A 17,286-nucleotide genomic window follows, 5' to 3' on the forward strand; every position below is an offset into this window, starting at 1 on the left:
CCTTTCCGCTCGACTTGCATGTGTTAAGCACGCCGCCAGCGTTCGTCCTGAGCCAGGATCAAACTCTCCAACAAAAACCTGAAGGAAAATCCATCCCAGCAACAAAAAATGTTGCCAAAGGAATCCAGACCAACCAGCAAAACTGGCCAGCCCGGGAAAAAACTAACTTGGCACTGGCATATCAAGCACCCTGTTGAGTTCTCAAAGAACAACCACACACCAAACCCGGCCTCGTTTGAGGAACCGCGTCCGGGGCAACCGCTCCAAACTATCCGAACCGCGTTCCGAGGTCAACCTGAGCAATCAGGCTTCTCGTAACTCGCTCGGGGCCCACGCCATCGCCCACCTCGCGGTGTCAGCTACTGTCGTGGAGAACCGCAGACCGGCCGATCATCACTCAGGACAACCTGCCCGGCTCCTGCCGGCTCCAGAACCCTACCCGGTCGGCTTCGCGATCGCAACTCCATCTCGCAGAGTCGCTCCACACCGCCCGCCTCAGCTCCGCGTTGACTGGGTCTTCGCGTTGCTGGCGCCCGTTCTCGGCCGGTTTGCCCGGCCTCCCGCGTGCAGAGAGAAAGTTACGCGGACACCCCCGAGGAAGGCAAATCATTGTTCATCGATGCGATGTTCGAGTGCAGCGGACGCTGGTCGGGTGGCATCCCGGCGGTCGGCTCCGGCCATCGCCCCGGCTGACCGCTACCGGTTCGGGTACGGACGCGGTCTCCGCTGGTGTCTCCGCGCGGACGGCCACGAGGGTGTCCGACGTGCCAGAGTGTCAGGCATGGATGACGTGTCCCGGCCCGTAAGCCCGGTCCTCGCCGAGGACGCGCTGCTCGGCCTGCTGTTACCGATATGGCAACTGCTCATCGGGGCCTTCGTGCTCTTCGCGGTCCTGGTCTCGATCGGCCGTCTGGCCCGACGTGGCCCGTCCAGGATGAGTACCGCTCTTCTGATCACCGCGGCCGCCATAGCCGGCTTCGCGCTGGTCGGCGTACTCCTTCAGGGATAGCGGCGTCAGAGCCGGCGATTCGCCAGGCTCGGCAGCTCGGCACGGATGCGGTCCAGGCAGCTCAGGTCGATGTCGGTCACCGCGAGTCCCGGTCCATCGGGCACCTGGGACAGCACTGTCCCCCACGGATCAATCACCATGCTCCGCCCGTAACAGGTGCGGCCGGGTTCGTGGTCACCGGTCTGCCCGGCTGCCGCGACGAAGCACTGGTTCTCGATCGCGCGGGCTCGCAGCAGCACCTCCCAGTGGTCTCTCCCGGTGTGCATCATGAAAGCCGCCGGCACCACCAGCAGATGGGCGGCACCAACAGTGGCCAGTTGCCGGTAGAGCTCCGGGAAGCGCAGGTCGTAGCAGATGGACAGGCCCACCCGTAACCCTTCGACGTCGACCACGACCGGCTGCTCGCCGGGCGCCACTGTCGCCGACTCCCGGTAGGAAACGCGGCCGGGGATCTCCACGTCGTACAGGTGGATTTTGCGGTAGGAGGCGGCGAGCGTACCTGAACGGTCGAAGACCAACGTGGTGTTCCAGGTGCGGTCCGGGTCGGGGCCTGCCTCGTGGAAAGAGCCGGCGATCAGCCAGACCCCGCGCCGGCGCGCGGCGGCGGCGAAGAACGCGCCCACGCGACCGTCTGCGGACTCCGGCGCGGGCATCCCCGCGCCAGGGCCGAGATAGTCGACATACTCCGGCAGCAGCACCAGGTCCGCGCCGGCTCCGGCAGCGCGATCGATGAGGGTTTCCGCGGCGGCGAGGTTCGCCTCTCGGTCATCCCGGGAGTTCAGCTGGCAGACGGCGACGCGCATGGCTGCCAGCGTACGGGTGGACGGTGGCTGGCCGCAGTGTGCGGTCGCGAGGAGCTCGTCCGGCAACGCGGCGGGCACCGCCGCCCACACCTCGACGTCGCTGGCAACGCGAAGGCCGAGCCGCCGGTCGATTTCAGGCGGACTTCTCCTCGCGCTCGCGCCGGGCACGGCGACCCGTGAACTCACGCGGAACGATCGTCGGGTTCACGTTCTCCAGCACCGCCTCACGAGTGATCAGCACCCGGGCGGCATCAGGATTGCTGGGCACCTCGTACATCACGGAGAGCAGCACCTCCTCCATGATGGCGCGCAGCCCACGAGCGCCGGTGCCACGCAGCATGGCCTGGTCGGCGATCGCTTCGAGGGCGGGGCGCTCGAACTCCAACTCGACGCCGTCCAGCTCGAAGAGGCGCTGGTACTGCCGGACCAGGGCGTTGCGCGGCTCGGTGAGGATCCTCACCAGCGCGGTGCGGTCCAGGCTCCGGACACTCGTGATCACCGGCAGCCGACCGATGAACTCGGGAATCAGCCCGAACTTGAGCATGTCCTCCGGCATCACCTGGCTGAAGATGTCATCGGTGGAGCGGTCGGAGACGGCGCGCAGCCGGGCACCGAAGCCGGTGCCCCCATGCCCAGTACGCGCCTCGATGATCTGATCCAGACCGGCGAAGGCACCACCGCAGATGAACAGCACGTTGGTGGTGTCGATCTGGATGAACTCCTGGTGGGGGTGCTTGCGGCCGCCCTGCGGAGGCACGTTCGCGACGGTGCCCTCAAGCATCTTCAGCAGGGCCTGCTGCACGCCCTCACCGGAGACGTCACGGGTGATCGACGGGTTCTCCGACTTGCGGGCGATCTTGTCGACCTCGTCGATGTAGATGATGCCGGTCTCGGCCCGCTTGATGTCGTAGTCCGCGGCCTGGATCAGCTTGAGGAGGATGTTCTCCACATCCTCACCGACGTAGCCGGCCTCGGTGAGGGCGGTGGCATCGGCGATCGCGAAGGGCACGTTCAACATCCGGGCCAGGGTCTGCGCCAGGTGGGTCTTGCCACAACCGGTCGGGCCCAGCAGGAGGATGTTCGACTTGGCCAGCTCCACCCCGTCGTTGCCGGAGCCCGGCGCGCCGGCCGCCTCGGCCTGGATCCGCTTGTAGTGGTTGTAGACCGCGACGGCGAGGGCCTTCTTGGCCCCCTCCTGCCCCACGACGTAGTTGTCGAGGAACTGGCAGATCTCCATCGGCTTGGGAAGCTCTTCCCACTTCACCTCGCCGGACTCGGCCAGCTCCTCTTCGATGATCTCGTTGCAGAGATCGATGCACTCGTCGCAGATGTAGACCCCAGGGCCCGCGATGAGCTTCTTGACCTGCTTCTGCGACTTCCCGCAGAAGGAGCATTTCAGTAGGTCGCCGCCGTCACCGATCCGTGCCACCTACGTTCTCCCTGCACTCATCGGCCGGAGCCCCGGCCACGACCTGCGGACGCTGACGCTCCGCCCGTCTTCTATCGCCCGCCGGTCGCCCGGCGAAGCGGTACGGACCCGACGTTACCCGCTGCCGGAGGTTTCTCCGACCCCCAAAACGGGTGTGTCAGAGGTCGGTCGGCAACGAACCCGACCGACCTCTGACCCGGTAGGGGTCAGCTGGCCGCGTTCGCGGCCAACAGACCCTTCTTACGACTGGTGAGGATCGTGTCGACCAGCCCGTACTCGCGGGCTTCCTCGGCCGTCATGATCTTGTCACGGTCGATGTCCTTGCGAACCAGGTCGACCGGGCGGTTGCAGTGCCGGGAGAGCATCTCCTCCAGCTGGGTGCGCATCCGCAGGATCTCCTTGGCCTGGATCTCGATGTCCGAGCCCTGCCCGTAGCCGCCCTCGGTGGCCGGCTGGTGGATGATGATGCGGGAGTTCGGCAGGGCCATCCGCTTGCCTGGAGTGCCCGCCGAGAGCAGCACCGCAGCGGCCGAGGCGGCCTGGCCGAGGCAGACCGTCGAAATGTCCGGCCGGACGTACTGCATGGTGTCGTAGATCGCCGTCATGGCGGTGAACGAGCCGCCCGGCGAGTTGATGTACATGATGATGTCCCGGTCGGGGTCCGTCCCCTCCAGGGTGAGCAGCTGGGCCATCACGTCGTTGGCCGACGCGTCGTCCACCTGCACGCCAAGGAAGATGATGCGGTCCTCGAAGAGCTTGTTGTACGGGTTGGACTCCTTGACCCCGTACGACGTGCGCTCGACGAACGACGGCAGAACATAGCGGTTGTGCACGGCCGCGAACTGGGGCGGCAGGCTAAGGTCGGTCATCGTCTGCTCCTCGATCAGCTCAGGGTCCCGGCGCCCTCGGGAACCTGAGCGGCACCCGTGATCACCTTGTCGATGAAGCCGTAGTCGACGGCCTCCTGGGCGGTGAACCAGCGGTCCCGGTCCGAGTCCGCCTCGATCTGCGCCGGCTGCTGACCGGTGTGGTAGGCGACGCGCTCCTGGAACATCCGCTTGGTGTACAGCATCTGCTCGGCCTGGATCGCGATGTCGGCGGCCGTGCCGCCCATCCCGCCGGAGGGCTGGTGCATCATGATCCGGGCGTGCGGGAGGGCGTAACGCTTGCCCTTCGTGCCCGCGCAGAGCAGCAGCTGGCCCATGGACGCGGCCATGCCCATCGCCACGGTTGACACATCGTTGTCGATGAATTGCATCGTGTCGTAGATGGCCATGCCGGAGTAGACCGAGCCACCGGGCGAGTTGATCCAGAGGTTGATGTCGCGGTCCGGGTCTTCCGCGGCGAGCAGCAGCAGCTGCGCGCAGATGCGGTTGGCGACCTGGTCGGTCACCTCGCTGCCCAGGAAGACGATCCGCTCCTTGAGCAACCGGTTGTAGACCGAGTCGTCGAGGTTGCCAATGGTGTCACCGCCGCGGGCGTCGATCGCCCGTAGCGGCTTCGCTGGGATGTGCATGTCGGTCATGGCAGCCCTTCGCTCTCCGTACCGTCGTGTCCGACACTAACCGCTGGGCCGGTCGCCGGACTCCCGGTCCGGGCACTGTTCGCTCTCAGCGCAGCAGGCCGAAGGCGTACCCGGAAAGGGATTGGGCCACCACCCACCGCGACCGGCGGACGGTGGCCCCACCCGGCGATCAGTGCTCGTGCGAGTGCTCCTGCTCGCTCGCCTCACGCAGCGCGTCCATGGTCACCACGTTGCCGGCCGCGTCCTTGATCGTGATGCGCTCCATCACCGAGGCCAGGGCCTTGCCCCGCCGGACGTCGCCGTAGACCGCGCCGGCAGTGCCGGAGCGAACAAGCTGGTCGTAGTACTGCTGGGGGGCCATGCCGGCGCGCTGGGCGCGGTGGACGATCTCGTGACCGAACTCGTCGTCGGAAACCTGCACGTCCTCGGCGTCGGCGAGGGTGTCGAGCAGCAGCTGCACCTTTACGCCCTGGGTGGCGGCGTCGGTCAGCTCGGCGTCGATCTGCTCCTCGGTCTTCTCCTCGGCGGCGAGGTAGTCCTCCATCGAGGCGCCGATGCGCTCCAGCTGGTCGGCCATCGCCTCCTTGCGGCTCTCCACCTCGTCGCGAATGACGCCTTCCGGCGCCGGCACATCGGCGGCCGCGACGAGCTGCTCCAGGGCCTTGTCCCGGGCGGCGTAGATCTGCTCGACCCGCTTGCCCCGGGTGACTCGCTCGCGCAGGTCCGCCCGCAGCTCCTCGATGGTGTCGAACTCGCTGGCGAGCTGGGCGAACTCGTCGTTCAGCTCGGGCAGCTCCTTCTCCTTGACCGTACGCACGGTCACCAGCACCTCGGCGTCGCGGCCGGCGAAGTCGCCGCCCACCAGCTGGGTGGTGAAGGTGGTGTCCTCACCGGCGGAGAGACCCACGACCGCCTCGTCCAGGCCCGGCAGGAGCTGCTTGCTACCCACCTCGTGCGAGATGTTGCTGGCCGAGCCGCCCGGCACCTCCTCGCCGTCGACGGTCGCCCGCAGGTCGATCTGGACGTAGTCACCCTCGGCCGCGGCGCGCTCGACGGTCTTCAGGGTGGCGAAGCGCTCACGCAGCCCGTTCACCTGCTCGTCGATCTCACTGTCGTCGATCTGCAGCTCGTCGACGGTGACCTCGATCGAGGCCAGGTCGGGCACGGTGATCTCCGGCCGGACGTCCACCTCGGCGGTGAAGTTGAGCGAGTCACCGTCGTTGAACTCGGTGATGTCGACCTCGGGACGGCCCAGCGTCTTCAGGTCGTGCTCCCGGACCGCGGCGAGGATGTTCTGCGGGATCGCCTCCTGCACCGCCTCGTTGAGCACGGTGCCCCGGCCGACCCGCTGATCGATGATCGCCGGCGGCACCTTCCCCTTACGGAAGCCGGGGATCTGAATCTGCTGGCCGATCTCCCGGTACGCCTTCTTGAGGCTCGGCTCGAGCTCGACGAACGGCACCTCGATGGCGAGCCGCACGCGCGTCGGGCTCAGAGTCTCGACGGTGCTCTTCACAGGCGTACTCCTTGACGGATCTCGGTTGAATCTGGGCACACTTTCGGCCCATCGAGTGTAGGCGAACCGACACGGCGGACCAGCAGCACCCGGGGCCGGCTGCGGGCCTGCCCCGCGTGCCGGTCGTCCGGGTGCCGCCGTCCGGTGCTTGCGGCAGTCGGGGTGGCGGGATTTGAACCCACGGCCCCTCGCTCCCAAAGCGAGTGCGCTACCAAGCTGCGCCACACCCCGTGGCGACGAGCAGTCTATGCCGTCCCTCCGACAACCGGCTGCCGGGGCGTCCCCCAACGCGCCGAACGAGGACGAACCGGGCATCAATACTCCCCGGGTCGGCGGGTCGGCGGGTCGGCGGGTCGGCGGGTCGGCGGGTCGGCGGGTCGGCGGGTCGGCGGGTCGGCGGGTCGGCGGGTGCAGTTTGCGGGATGTTGCGGTCTCCCGGCGGCGCGAGACGACAACATCCCGCATGTTGCGAGGATCGACGCGGCGCGGGCGCAGCACGGGGATACGGCCGCGCGGCTGCCGCGGGTATTGGGTAGGCTGTCGGGCGCACCCGGTCCTCCGGGTGTACGCGGGCGTAGCTCAATGGCAGAGCTTCAGTCTTCCAAACTGACGGTGCGGGTTCGATTCCCGTCGCCCGCTCCACCGCACTCCGGCCCAGGTCAACGGCACGATCGCCGAACCTGGGCCGTTTCCGTTCTAGCTCTCTTTGATCTTGCGTGCCATTGGCGTGCCAGTAGCGCCGGCCGTGCCGTCGGAGGCGGTCTTACGTGCCGGCCGCGTGGCCTTCTTGCCCTTGGTCGGCTTCTGCTTGGCCTTGGCCGTCGCGCGCTTCGTCTGCTTGGTGATGCGACGGTCCATGGCGTCGGCGATCTCCCGGTCACGCTCGCTGTTGGCGTGCTGGTAGATCAGCGCCGCCCGCATGCTGGCGTGACCCATCCGGTGCATCAGGTCACGGGTGCTGGCCCCGGTCGCCGCCGCCAAGTTGTTGCCCGTGTGCCGCAGGTCGTGGAAGTGGAATCCCTCTGGCATGCCAGCCGCCCGCAGCGCCGCCGCCCAGCCGACCGCCCGCCGGAAGTTGCCGGAACGCAGCACCGCTCCCTTGTCCCCCGTGAAGACCAGCGCTTCCGGCCCCTCCCCCACGAACTCATCCAGGTGATCGGCCAACACGAGCCGTGCCGCCGCCGGCAGCGTCACCACCCGGTTGCCCGCCTCCGACTTCGGCGGCCCGAACTCCATCCGGCTACGCAACGCCGCCAGCTTGCGCGGCACCCGCACGGTGCCCGCCGTCAGGTCGACGTCCCCGCGCCGCAGCGCCGCCAGCTCTCCCCAGCGCAGCCCGGAGAACGCGGCCACGATCACCAGCGCGGAGAACCTGGCCGGCATCAGTTCGGCGAGCGCGAGCACCTGGGCGACGGTCGCCACCGGCCGCTCCGGCGTATGATAGCGGTCATAACCCGGGATACGGCAGGGGTTCTGCCGAATCAACTCGTCCTCCTTCATGGCGGTGTTGAGGATCGCCCGAAGAAGTGAGTACGCCTTGACCGCCTGCGGTTCGCTGGTGCCACCGTCGAGCAACGTACGCCGCCAGGTGCGGATGGTCTGCGGCTTGATCGCGCCCAGGGCCAGCCCGCCGAGGTGCGGACGGATGTGCAGCCGGAACAGGTCTTCATAGTTCTCGCGGCTACGCGGCTGGAGCTTCCGTTCGGCGATCCACTTCCGGCCGTACGCCTCAAGCTTGATTTCGCCCGCCTCCGGGGCCGACCACTCCCCCTTGATGATCTCCGACTCCACGACGGTCAACCACTTGCCTGCCTGCCGTTCGGTCTCGAAGGTGCGCGGCGCCTTCCGCTCCAATCCGTCCGGCCCGACGTACCGCGCCTGGAACCGCCCGGACGGCAGCCGTCGCACGTTGCCGAAACGCCGCCGGCCCTTGCTGCCCGCCATTAAGCCACCTCCCCCAGGTAGTCACGCAACTGCGCCCGGGTCATCGGCACCACCCGGTTTGTCTCGATGTACGCGGCCACGGCGGACGCCTCGAAGCGCACCAGCCGGCCGACCTTGACGAACGCGATCCGCCGCTCAGCCACCAGCCGGCGCACGAATCGCGGCGTTGCCTTCAGGCGAGCGGCGACCTCATCAGCGGTCAACAGCTCGTCATCCATGCGGTTGCTCCTCCCAGGGGTCAGGCCGCGAGCGCGGCGGGTTGATCGCTTGCCGAAACAGCGCCGGCTGTTCGCTGCCGTGCTGTGTCGAGGTCTGCCCGCCACCGAATGCGGGCCGAGATGGCGCGGAGGAGCCGGTGCTCCAGCGGCGGCACGTCAGGGTCTTCGGGTCGGGCGAGTTCGAACCGGTACCGGTTCGGCCCGTCTGCCTCGTCGGCCGCCGCCTGGTCGTGGTCCTCGGTGTCGGCCATGCCGCCCGCGAGGATCGCTCGCACCCATGCCCGGTTGTCGGCGCGGTGGTCGGCGAGGGTTTTGCCGGACCACTGTCGGGAGACGAGGACACGGCGGCCGGTGAAGCCGAGGGTGGAGCGTTGGTGGACCTTCCCGGTACACCGTCCCGGCGTCAAGCCGGCCTTGACGCCGTCCGGCTGGACGCCGTAGAGCAGCCAGTTCGCACACGTCGGCGAGCAGGGCAGCACGGACAGCTCCGCGTGCAGCCGGTCGAAGTGCGCCTTCTGTGCGTCAGAGCGTGGCCGTGCCTGGTCGGTCAGATCTTTGGTCACGTACTTGGTCACGTACCGGATGGACCGTTCCGCATCCTTCGTGCCTTGCTCTATGCCCCGAGCGTCGATGCGGCCGAGGCGGGCGACGTAGGCGGGCCGGCTGTCGGGCTCCTCCAAGGCGTCAAGTGCTTCACCCCACGTCGGTAGCGGCTCCCGCGTTTTCGGGTCGACGTATGCCTGTAGGTCGACGTCCCAGACCGGCGGCTTGTCCACCCGGTAGACCGGCTCAGTGAACGAGGGCCACCACACCTGGTGGTAGGTCGCGGCGGCGATCTGCTTGAGCAGCCGTCGGGGCAGGGTGCCGCGGATCGCGAAGTGCGCGTGCGGCGCAAGCCGCCGTTGCAGCTCGACCGCGCCCGCGTACTGGACGTTCCAGCCTGCCGCCCGGCGCACGTTCTGCCACCACCGGTCCAGCACCCGGGCGAAGTGGATCGCGTCCAGAGCGGCCCGCCGGTAGTCATAGCTGATGGGGTCGACGGGCGTGCCGAGCAGGTCATCGTGCGGTCCGTGTCGCTGGCCGCACTCGCACGGGGCAATGTAGGGGCCGCGTCGTAGGTGGGAGTGCACCGGCCCGTGGGAGCCGAGCGTCAGGGTGACGAGCATCGACGGCCGATGGGTCTTTCCGGTCCGTCCGGAGTAGGCCCGGCCGACGGTGCGCGGGTCGACGGGCAGCCGGGGCAGGTCGGGTGAGTCCTGCCGCCTACGGGTCGACCGTTTCCGGCGTGGCCGTTCGTCGCGGTCTTTCGGGGTGAGGTGCCCGCGCAGGCTCGTCTCACCAAGCGCTTCATCCAGTTCCGCGATGGCGGCGTCAATCTCGGCCAGGTGCGCGACCCGCTCGTCCGGGGTCATCGGCTGGTACTGGACGGCTTCCCGCTCGAATTCCAGGTGAGCCCGCACGCGCACCAGGGCGAGTGCGTCTTCCCCGGGTTTGTCGGGGCGGGTGGCGGGTTCGTCGGCGAGGTGCCAGCCTTCCCGGATCTGCTGTATCCGCAGCCGCCGGCCCCGCTCCGCGCACGGCTTGCACTTCGCCGCCAGAGTCGCCCCGCACGGCACCTCGACCACCTCGGTCACGCCGGTGGCGGTGTCGGTGCGGCGCAGGGCCAGGGGGCGGACGCAGACGCCGTGTTGTTCGGCGAGCTGCTTGAGCGCGTCCTTGGCGAGCGGCTTGCGCATCCGGTCGGCCCGCGACCCCGGCCGAGGCCGCTCGACCGCCTCTGTGGCCGGGGCCGCGGTGGGGATGAGTTCGAGTTGGCTCACCGGTCACCTCCCGGACCGGCAGGGGTGCCGTTGCGGGGCGTGAACGCCGCCGCCGGGACGGGTACCAGCCCTGCACGCCGCTCGATGGACGGCACGGGCCGCAGGAGCACGGGTCGGGGCTGCTCGTCGTCGGCATCCGGGACGACCATCGCCGCCTGGTCGTCATCGGACGGCACCGCCAGCGCGTCACGTCCGGCCGCCTGGTCGTCGTGAGATGGCACCGGCAGCGCGTCGCTTCCCGTTGGCCCGTGCGCGGGCCGTTCGTCGGCCGGCTTGTCGACAGGTGCCGGTACGGGTGCGGTGGAGAAGACGAGTTTGGACAGGCCGAGGAAGGCCAGCGCGGGCACGGCGGACAGCAGCCACCCGGACAGGCCCGGCTTCGCCACGGCGAGCTGCGCCGCCAACGAGAGCGCAACGGCGCAGACGAGCAGGAACATGGGGTAGCCGATGGGGCCGCCGGTGCGGCGGCGTTGCCGGATGGTCAGCAGCGCGGCCAGGGGTAGGAGTTCGGAGATGGCGGCGTTGGCCCAGCCGAACCAGTCCCCGGTACCGGCGGGCGAGTTGGCCATGGTCCAGTCATGCACGTGCGTGAACGACGCCGCTCCGGCGAGTCCGCCGACGACGAGGACGATGAGCACCAGGACCACGCCCTCCACCCGTTGCGCGTTGCTTTTCACGCCGTCACCTCCTGCTCGTCGGTGCTGTCGGTGGTGTCGAGTCGGCGGTAGGTGTGGCCGAGGGAGCGGATGTCGTCGTCGGTGAGGTAGGCGAAGCGGACCCGGACGGGTTCGCGGACGCCGTCGAGGACGACGAACCCCACCCCTGGCACCGTTTCCGGGATCCGGTCGCAGAGTGCGCCTCGGTCGCGGGCGGCGTCGCCGAGGACCATGTCCACCTGCTCCGGTTCGGTCAGCCGCAGACCGATGCGGGTTGGGAACAGGTCTCGGAACGGCAGCACGTCTTTGCGTGGGTCCTGGAGTGCGGCGATGACGTGCACGCCGACCGCGCGGCCCTGGGAGAGCAGGAGGCCGAGGGATTCTTTGATCCGGTCGCGGACTTTGCGATCGGTGATGTAGGCGGTCAGGGCGGCCAGCTCGTCGATGACCAGGACCAGCAATGGTTCCTCGACCGTCGGCGCATGCTGCCGGGTGACACCACGCAACCGCGCCGCCCGCAGGCGCATGCGCTTGACCGCTTCGTCGAGGACGCCGGCCATGGCGTCGGGGTCGTCGTAGGCGAACCGGGCGAACAACGGCACCCCGGCCGCCAACTCCATGCCGCCCTTCGGATCGAACGCCCACACCTCGACCAGCCCGGAGCGGATGCCGCCGGCCAGGGAGCGGATGAGCGACCACAACACCGAGCCCTTACCGGCACCGGTCGCCCCGGCGATGAGCACGTGTGAGCCGGTCACCCGCAGCCGATACGGCTTCCCGTCTTCCCGCACGCCGAGGGGTAGCCCGCCGAGGTCGGGCACGTCAGCGACCGGCAGCGGCGCGACGATGCGGGCGAGGGGGTCACGGCGCATGAAACGGACCACCACCCGATCGGGACGGTCGGTGGAGCGGGCTTGGCCGGTGTGCTGGCGGAACGCGTAGGCGAGACGTTCCGCCGCCTGGCCCCAGTCGTCGGGAATCTGGCCCGGCAGCATCCGGACGGTCAGCTCATCGCCCCACCGATCACAACGCACCCGCAGCAGTCGGGGCACGTAGCGGTCACCACCGAACACCGTCGCCAGGCCGCAGGTAGCCATGACCGACGCCCACCGAGGCCGATACACCACCAACGCCCGAACCCGGGCAACGAGCGGATACCAGCCGAACCGCAGCCACGACACCGGATGCCACCGCCACCACCCGACACTGCCGGCCGCAACCGTCGCGGCGACGGCGGCCAGGACCAGGCCACCGAACTCGGCGCGGATCCACAGCGCGAGCACGGTCGGGCCGGTGAGCCACCAGTAGCGAATAGCGAGGACGGTGAGGCGGAACAGGCCCCGGGCCAGCCACCAGAACACCAGCAGCCAGCCCGGCACCCGCCACGCGGGAAGACGCACATTCATCGGCGCCACGGGGATCTTGTCCCCCGGAATGATGTTGATCAGAGGCACACGCCACCCCCACGGCGGCCCCGGCCGAGCGTGGCAATGCAGGACCGGCACGACATGCGCCGCAGGTCGAACCGACGCGGCTTCACCCACCGGCAGCAACGCGGGCAGCGAATCGCGTAAACCACGCCCGACGGCGGCTGCAACCGCAGCACCGACCGGAACGCCGCATCCACCTCCCGGTAGGCGTGCCGCAGGTCGGTCAGGCTGCTACGGAACAGCAGGAGCAGTGCCCCGACCAGCAGCGGCACCGCAGCGATCAGGGCAGGGTGAACTACGGTGGGCATCACGCCCTCCTTCATCAGACGAGGGATGAGGTGAGCGCGGGGACGGGCCGGGACTCTTGGCGGGGAAACGACCCGCCCCGCGCGACAAGACAGCTCAGACGGCCACCGAGCCCGGCACCGACGCCGCCGGACGGATCGCCGACGCCCGCAGCGAATACGCCATCCGGGAACGGCAGTCACCCGAGGAGCGGCCCGGCTTGCACCGCTGCGAATCGACGTACGGGGTCAGGGTCAGGCCCTCGAACTCCACCGCCGGCGGATAACCCGGCACCGTGGACGGTGGCGGCACCGGCTGCTGCGCGGCCACCACCTTCACCTTCACCTCAGTGGAGCGGCCGAACTTCCCGGCCTCCGGGTCCAGGTCCATCACCCGCACCACCCACACCCGCTCCCCGGTCTCCTTGTCCCGCGCCTGGTTATCCGCCTCACCCCGCCGCTCAAAGTCGATCTGCGGCGAGACACCCAGGCACAACGCCCCAGCAGGGAAGACGTACTCAGACGGGACCGGCACCTTCAACGTCATCGGAACCACGTGCGCAGCCTCCTAGCCTCACCAGTCATCACCCTGACAACCGGTTGAGTTAACAAGCTACGTCAGCTTGTAAGCACAAGCAAGGTTGAATGCGAGCCGATTGCACAATGTGGAGGTAGGAGCGATGACCACAGTGGGAGAACGTGTGCGGGAGCGTGTGACAGCCGATCGGCTGACGCTGGTGTCCACCGTCGGCCGGTGGCTTCACCTGCATCAGCCGGTCCTGATCGAGCGCGGACAGTCCTACTGGGTCGACTACGAGACAAGCGAACTGTGCATCGACCGAGGCAACGGCCACGTCACGCGAGCAGCCGGCTGGATGTGCCGCTGAGCCACCAAGGAGAAGACGGCACCTCAGGACACGGCGTAGGTGTCTTCGATCTCGTGGCGGCTGCCGGGCATGACTAGGACCGAGGTCATGATGGGGTCGCCGGATGCCTGGTGCACGGTGATGACGACGCTCATCACCGACTCGTCGGCCGGCACGTTCAAGGCGTCGGCCTCGTCAGGGCTGACGCGGCGGGCGGTCATGCGTTCGGTGGCGTAGTCGGGCCGTAGGCCCTTCTGTCGCGCGATGAGGTCAAGCAGGCCACCCGGTATCGGGTCAGGCTTGGTGATGTCCGTGCCAACCGCGATGTCCACCGGCACGAACGTGGCGATCAAATCCACCGGTCCGACCTCCGTGACGGTCCGGCGGCGGCGTTCGTAGACCGGCGTGCCCTCAGGAACCTTCAACTCGGCCGCGATACGAGGGGAGGCGAGGACCGGGCCGACGTGCAGAATCTCCGTGTCGCCGGTCTCGTCCAGCTCGACCGCGTCGCGGGCGTACTCAGGTGAGGTGCGGCCGGCGGCGGGTCGGCCGCGTACGAAGCTGCCCTTACCCTGCTGCGACTCGATCCAGCCGTCCTGCTTGAGGATGCCCAGCGCCTTGAGCACCGTCGGGCGAGACACCCCGAATTCCGTGCAGAGTTGGTTCTCCGACGGTAGCGCCGCACCGGGCGCGTAGTCGCCGTCCTCGATGCGCTTGCGCAGCGTGTTCAACACGCGCAGGTATTTCGGCGTCGGAATCTCGTACGCCATCGCGGGCACCCCACCTATGAACGCTGCATGTATTACAGCAGCTTATGAGTTGTTTGCATGACAGAACAAGTCAGCTCAGCCGTTCGGCCGTTACACCCTCCACCGCAGCGTCCAACCACCCCGACCACGACGACGCCTGCACCCGTTCCGGACGGGTCGCGCCCGGCCACCGCCGAGGCAGGCAGCCATACCGGCCGAAGACCCGCAACGCTGCCCGTCGCTGCGGACACGGACCCTCCACCCCGCAGGCCGGACACTGCCCGTCCGCGCTCGACGGGGTGTGCCGGTCAAGCTGCGACTGCGCGGCCCGCAACTGATCCCGCACCGCCTCCGACAAGTACGTGGTCACCGGGCCGCGTCCTTCGGCGCGAGCAGCCGGGTCGGTACGAGGACCTGCGTGCGTTCGCCGTGTTGGTGGCGTGGGGTGACCTTGGTGCCCTCGACCCAAATCCACTGCTCCCGCTCGGGGCGGTTGAGCACCAGGCGAACTCCGGTGACCCGCAGCGTTACCGGCCCGTCGGTGGGGCGGTAGCGGTCGGCGGCGTCGATGTGCAGCACCGCGCCGAGCCGTACCCGTAGGTCAAACACCACGCCTCCTCGTCGTCTGCCGTGCAGTCCCGGGCGGACCCGTGGATTGAGGGTTGATCTGGAGGCCGGCGATCCGGGCGAAGACTTCCCGCCGCGCCAGCGCCTCCCGCGTGATCGGGTTGATGGCGTAGCCGGCGAGCCAGATCCAGCCGTCAAACGCCGGCCGGTCGCAGATCGAGGACACCCGCAGCCACAGCGCCCGGTCACCGCCGAACTGCACCGACGCCCGACCGTCCAATAGCACCAAGTCACCCGGATTCGGTGCGCCCGGCGGGAGGGGTTGCTGCCTGCGAGGCACCGAGGTGGGCGGGCTCAGTCGGGACCGTCGTTCGGGTCGCGGTCCCATGCCAGCACCCACCCCGGGCCAGCCTCAGCAGGACACCGAACGACCGGACCCTGCACAGTCCAGGCAGGATCGCCGGGCCAGCGGGCGAGTGGGCTCCGCTCCCCGGCCGATCGCCCGGACCTGGGAACGGGCGAGGGTGTACTTCCAGCCCGCACCGGAGCAGGATTGGCAGTTGGTCGATACGTTCAGCCCCGTCATGCACACAGGCTGTGGCACGAACCGCCCAGCGACCCGGAAAAACCTTCCGGGGTCGCCGCCGACCGAGGGGAGACAGTGAACCCATGCGCGGGACCACCACCACCCTGACCATCGGCGAACGCGTCGCCTGGTACCGCCGTCGACGCGGCCTATCGCAAGAAGTCCTCGCCGGACTCATCGGCCGCACAGCCGACTGGCTCGGCAAAGTCGAGAACAACCGGATCGACCTGGACCGCCTGTCCGTCATCAAGTCCCTCGCCGAAGCCCTGGACATCTCCCTCGGCGACCTGCTCGGCGAACCCTCCCTGCTCGACTGGACCACCGACAGCGGCACCCACACCGTGCCCGCGCTGCGCGCCGCCCTGATGAACTACCGCGCCCTCGCCCCGTTCGGCGGCGACACCGACGCGGAACCACCCAGCATCGCCGTGATCAGGAAGGAAGTCGGGGCACTCTGGGACGCCTACCAGGACTCCCGATTCGGGTACGTCACCAGCCGATTGCCCGACCTGCTGCACCGCGCCCAGGTCGCCGCCGACCACCACGACGGCGACGACCAGGACGACGCCCGTCGGCTCCTCGGCCTCGCGTATCAGCTCGCGGCCACGCAGCTCACGAAACTCGGAGAGAGCGACCTCGCCTGGATCGCCGCCGACCGCGGCCTGTCCGTCGTCCGCCCCACCGGCGACCCGCTCATCACCGGCTCCCTGTTTCGGTCCGTCGGCCACGCCCTACACGCCACCGGCCGCTACACCGACGCCGTACGCCTCACCGAAGACGCCGCCGGCTACCTGGAACCCCACCTCAGCCAGGCCACGCCCGAACTGCTGTCCGTCTACGGCACCCTGTTCCTGTCCGGCTCCATGGCCGCCGCACGCGCCAACGACGCCGGCACCACCCGCACCTTCCTCGCCGCAGCCGACCAAGCCGCCGGCAAACTCGGTGCCGACGCCAACCACCTATGGACCGCGTTCGGCCCGACCAACGTCGCCATCCACCGCGTCGCCACCGCCGCCGAACTGGGAGACCTGCAAGTCGCCATCGACCTCGGCCCCCGCGTCGACACCACCGGCCTACCCATGGAACGCCGAGTCCGGCACACCCTGGAGGTCGCCCGCGCGTACAGCTCCTGGAACCGGGTCGACGACGCCCAAACCGTGCTGCTCGACGCCGAACAGATGGCACCCGAACAGGTCCGCCACCACTTCCTCAGCCGCCAACTCGCCCTCACCTGGGTACGCCGACAACGCGGCAAACCCTCCACCGAACTCGTCAGCCTCGCTCGCCGGCTCAAGGTGCTCGACTGACCCCAGCCCGTTTACGCTGCCCTGGTGACGGCCAACGAGACGCCACCCATGGCAACCCCACGCGTCGCCGCAGGCGCCCTCTTCTTCGACGCCGCGGGTCGAGTCCTGCTCGTGAAGCCCAGCTACAAAGACCACTGGGACATCCCCGGCGGCTACGTCGAACCCGGCGAATCACCCCGCGCCGCCTGCATACGCGAAGTCGAAGAAGAACTCGGCTTCACGCCCACGCTCGGCCCGATGCTGGTCGTTGACTGGGCACCCGCCGAGAAGGAGGGCGACAAACTCCTCTTCATCTTCGACGGCGGCAATCTAACTGCTGAGCGGGAACGCGCAATCCGCTTCGAAGACGGGGAACTCACCGAGTGGCACTACGTCGCTGACGCGGCTTTTGAGCAGCACGGACCGCCTCGGCTCGCCCGCAGAATCCGCACCGCGATGGCGGCCCGTAGGGCCGGAGGCTCCGCTTACGCAGAGCACGGCGACGCGATCTAGACAAAGTATCGGTACACGATCAAGGCGGCCCTGAACGGGCCGCACGCGCCGCCGCCTGGGCGCGCGTCCGTCGCTCCGCTGGCGC

The 17,286-nt window shown here is 68.8% G+C and carries 20 protein-coding genes, 2 tRNA genes and 1 rRNA gene; 5 read left to right on the top strand and 18 right to left on the bottom strand.

Features of this window, described 5'->3' with window-relative positions:
• A 16S ribosomal RNA gene (locus tag KBX50_RS24445) occupies positions 1–74 on the bottom strand; the annotation flags it as partial.
• A gap of 707 nt (positions 75–781) precedes the next feature.
• On the opposite strand from KBX50_RS24445, the gene KBX50_RS24450 reads away from it, so the two are divergent.
• Positions 782–1,009, top strand: a complete 228-nt coding sequence (locus KBX50_RS24450; protein ID WP_093411487.1) for a hypothetical protein — start codon at positions 782–784, stop codon at positions 1,007–1,009.
• 5 nt (positions 1,010–1,014) lie between these two features.
• Here the strand turns inward: KBX50_RS24450 and KBX50_RS24455 are convergent, their stop codons facing one another.
• The 6 genes from KBX50_RS24455 to KBX50_RS24480 form a co-directional block, all read right to left on the bottom strand.
• Positions 1,015–1,812, bottom strand: coding sequence for a carbon-nitrogen hydrolase family protein (locus KBX50_RS24455; RefSeq protein ID WP_210940047.1), 798 nt, complete (start codon positions 1,810–1,812; stop codon positions 1,015–1,017).
• Positions 1,813–1,945: 133 nt separating this feature from the next.
• Positions 1,946–3,241, bottom strand: a complete 1,296-nt coding sequence (clpX, locus tag KBX50_RS24460; protein WP_210830537.1) for an ATP-dependent Clp protease ATP-binding subunit ClpX — start codon at positions 3,239–3,241, stop codon at positions 1,946–1,948.
• Positions 3,242–3,447: 206 nt separating this feature from the next.
• Positions 3,448–4,110 (bottom strand): ATP-dependent Clp protease proteolytic subunit, encoded by a 663-nt coding sequence (locus tag KBX50_RS24465; protein ID WP_093411492.1) that lies wholly within the window; start codon positions 4,108–4,110, stop codon positions 3,448–3,450.
• A gap of 14 nt (positions 4,111–4,124) precedes the next feature.
• Positions 4,125–4,766: a ClpP family protease gene (locus tag KBX50_RS24470; protein WP_093411495.1), complete on the bottom strand. Its 642-nt coding sequence runs from the start codon at positions 4,764–4,766 to the stop codon at positions 4,125–4,127.
• 169 nt (positions 4,767–4,935) lie between these two features.
• Complete coding sequence (gene tig / locus KBX50_RS24475; RefSeq protein WP_210940048.1) at positions 4,936–6,282, bottom strand: trigger factor; 1,347 nt, start codon at positions 6,280–6,282, stop codon at positions 4,936–4,938.
• Positions 6,283–6,439: 157 nt separating this feature from the next.
• A tRNA-Pro gene (locus KBX50_RS24480) sits at positions 6,440–6,513 on the bottom strand.
• A gap of 337 nt (positions 6,514–6,850) precedes the next feature.
• Between KBX50_RS24480 and KBX50_RS24485 the strand changes: the two genes are divergently transcribed.
• Positions 6,851–6,924, top strand: a tRNA-Gly gene (locus tag KBX50_RS24485).
• Positions 6,925–6,978: 54 nt separating this feature from the next.
• Here KBX50_RS24485 and KBX50_RS24490 read toward each other — a convergent pair.
• From KBX50_RS24490 to KBX50_RS24520, 7 genes are all read right to left on the bottom strand, one after another.
• Positions 6,979–8,226 carry a site-specific integrase gene (locus KBX50_RS24490; protein WP_210940049.1) on the bottom strand — a complete coding sequence of 416 codons (1,248 nt, stop codon included), beginning with the start codon at positions 8,224–8,226 and terminating at the stop codon, positions 6,979–6,981.
• A complete protein-coding gene (locus KBX50_RS24495; protein ID WP_210830539.1) occupies positions 8,226–8,444 on the bottom strand; it encodes a helix-turn-helix domain-containing protein in 219 nt (72 codons plus the stop codon). The genes KBX50_RS24490 and KBX50_RS24495 overlap by 1 nt, the downstream gene beginning before the upstream one ends.
• 20 nt (positions 8,445–8,464) lie before the next feature.
• Positions 8,465–10,264, bottom strand: a complete 1,800-nt coding sequence (locus KBX50_RS24500; protein WP_210940050.1) for a replication initiator — start codon at positions 10,262–10,264, stop codon at positions 8,465–8,467.
• On the bottom strand, positions 10,261–10,941 hold the full coding sequence (locus tag KBX50_RS24505) for a DUF2637 domain-containing protein (protein ID WP_210940051.1): 681 nt from the start codon (positions 10,939–10,941) through the stop codon (positions 10,261–10,263). The genes KBX50_RS24500 and KBX50_RS24505 overlap by 4 nt, the downstream gene beginning before the upstream one ends.
• Positions 10,938–12,374, bottom strand: a complete 1,437-nt coding sequence (locus tag KBX50_RS24510; RefSeq protein WP_210940052.1) for an FtsK/SpoIIIE domain-containing protein — start codon at positions 12,372–12,374, stop codon at positions 10,938–10,940. Before KBX50_RS24510 ends, KBX50_RS24505 begins: the two co-directional genes overlap by 4 nt.
• The gene (locus tag KBX50_RS24515; protein ID WP_210940053.1) at positions 12,365–12,658 is read right to left on the bottom strand and encodes a hypothetical protein; all 294 of its coding nucleotides are present in this window, start codon (positions 12,656–12,658) and stop codon (positions 12,365–12,367) included. Before KBX50_RS24515 ends, KBX50_RS24510 begins: the two co-directional genes overlap by 10 nt.
• Before the next feature lie 94 nt (positions 12,659–12,752).
• Positions 12,753–13,181, bottom strand: a complete 429-nt coding sequence (locus KBX50_RS24520; protein WP_210940054.1) for a hypothetical protein — start codon at positions 13,179–13,181, stop codon at positions 12,753–12,755.
• Between the two features lie 154 nt (positions 13,182–13,335).
• Here KBX50_RS24520 and KBX50_RS24525 point away from each other — a divergent pair, with 154 nt between their 5' ends.
• Positions 13,336–13,521: a hypothetical protein gene (locus KBX50_RS24525; RefSeq protein WP_210940055.1), complete on the top strand. Its 186-nt coding sequence runs from the start codon at positions 13,336–13,338 to the stop codon at positions 13,519–13,521.
• Positions 13,522–13,544: 23 nt separating this feature from the next.
• On the opposite strand, the gene KBX50_RS24530 is transcribed toward KBX50_RS24525, so the two are convergent.
• The 4 genes from KBX50_RS24530 to KBX50_RS24545 all read right to left on the bottom strand — a co-directional run bounded on the left by KBX50_RS24530 (position 13,545) and on the right by KBX50_RS24545 (position 15,078).
• On the bottom strand, positions 13,545–14,270 hold the full coding sequence (locus KBX50_RS24530) for a GntR family transcriptional regulator (RefSeq protein WP_210940056.1): 726 nt from the start codon (positions 14,268–14,270) through the stop codon (positions 13,545–13,547).
• A 70-nt stretch (positions 14,271–14,340) separates the two neighbouring features.
• Entirely contained in the window at positions 14,341–14,619 is a 279-nt protein-coding gene (locus tag KBX50_RS24535; protein WP_307871056.1) for a hypothetical protein, read from the bottom strand.
• The gene (locus KBX50_RS24540; RefSeq protein ID WP_210940057.1) at positions 14,616–14,858 is read right to left on the bottom strand and encodes a hypothetical protein; all 243 of its coding nucleotides are present in this window, start codon (positions 14,856–14,858) and stop codon (positions 14,616–14,618) included. Before KBX50_RS24540 ends, KBX50_RS24535 begins: the two co-directional genes overlap by 4 nt.
• The gene (locus KBX50_RS24545) at positions 14,851–15,078 is read right to left on the bottom strand and encodes a hypothetical protein (protein WP_307871057.1); all 228 of its coding nucleotides are present in this window, start codon (positions 15,076–15,078) and stop codon (positions 14,851–14,853) included. The genes KBX50_RS24540 and KBX50_RS24545 overlap by 8 nt, the downstream gene beginning before the upstream one ends.
• A 407-nt stretch (positions 15,079–15,485) precedes the next feature.
• Between KBX50_RS24545 and KBX50_RS24550 the strand changes: the two genes are divergently transcribed.
• Complete coding sequence (locus tag KBX50_RS24550) at positions 15,486–16,709, top strand: helix-turn-helix domain-containing protein (RefSeq protein WP_210940059.1); 1,224 nt, start codon at positions 15,486–15,488, stop codon at positions 16,707–16,709.
• Positions 16,710–16,733: 24 nt separating this feature from the next.
• A complete protein-coding gene (locus KBX50_RS24555; protein WP_307871058.1) occupies positions 16,734–17,201 on the top strand; it encodes an NUDIX hydrolase in 468 nt (155 codons plus the stop codon).
• The last annotated feature ends 85 nt before the right edge of the window (positions 17,202–17,286 follow it).

The organism is Micromonospora sp. C51 (genome assembly GCF_018070435.1).
GTDB lineage: Bacteria > Actinomycetota > Actinomycetes > Mycobacteriales > Micromonosporaceae > Micromonospora > Micromonospora sediminimaris.

Bases quoted from the DNA above. Each gene is read 5' to 3' on its own strand.
- KBX50_RS24450 (WP_093411487.1), top strand. From the start codon at position 782: ATGGATGACGTGTCCCGGCCCGTAAGCCCGGTCCTCGCCGAGGACGCG.
- KBX50_RS24455 (WP_210940047.1), bottom strand. From the start codon at position 1,812: ATGCGCGTCGCCGTCTGCCAGCTGAACTCCCGGGATGACCGAGAGGCG.
- KBX50_RS24465 (WP_093411492.1), bottom strand. From the start codon at position 4,110: ATGACCGACCTTAGCCTGCCGCCCCAGTTCGCGGCCGTGCACAACCGC.
- KBX50_RS24470 (WP_093411495.1), bottom strand. From the start codon at position 4,766: ATGACCGACATGCACATCCCAGCGAAGCCGCTACGGGCGATCGACGCC.
- KBX50_RS24490 (WP_210940049.1), bottom strand. From the start codon at position 8,226: ATGGCGGGCAGCAAGGGCCGGCGGCGTTTCGGCAACGTGCGACGGCTG.
- KBX50_RS24495 (WP_210830539.1), bottom strand. From the start codon at position 8,444: ATGGATGACGAGCTGTTGACCGCTGATGAGGTCGCCGCTCGCCTGAAG.
- KBX50_RS24515 (WP_210940053.1), bottom strand. From the start codon at position 12,658: ATGCCCACCGTAGTTCACCCTGCCCTGATCGCTGCGGTGCCGCTGCTG.
- KBX50_RS24520 (WP_210940054.1), bottom strand. From the start codon at position 13,181: ATGACGTTGAAGGTGCCGGTCCCGTCTGAGTACGTCTTCCCTGCTGGG.
- KBX50_RS24530 (WP_210940056.1), bottom strand. From the start codon at position 14,270: ATGGCGTACGAGATTCCGACGCCGAAATACCTGCGCGTGTTGAACACG.
- KBX50_RS24550 (WP_210940059.1), top strand. From the start codon at position 15,486: ATGCGCGGGACCACCACCACCCTGACCATCGGCGAACGCGTCGCCTGG.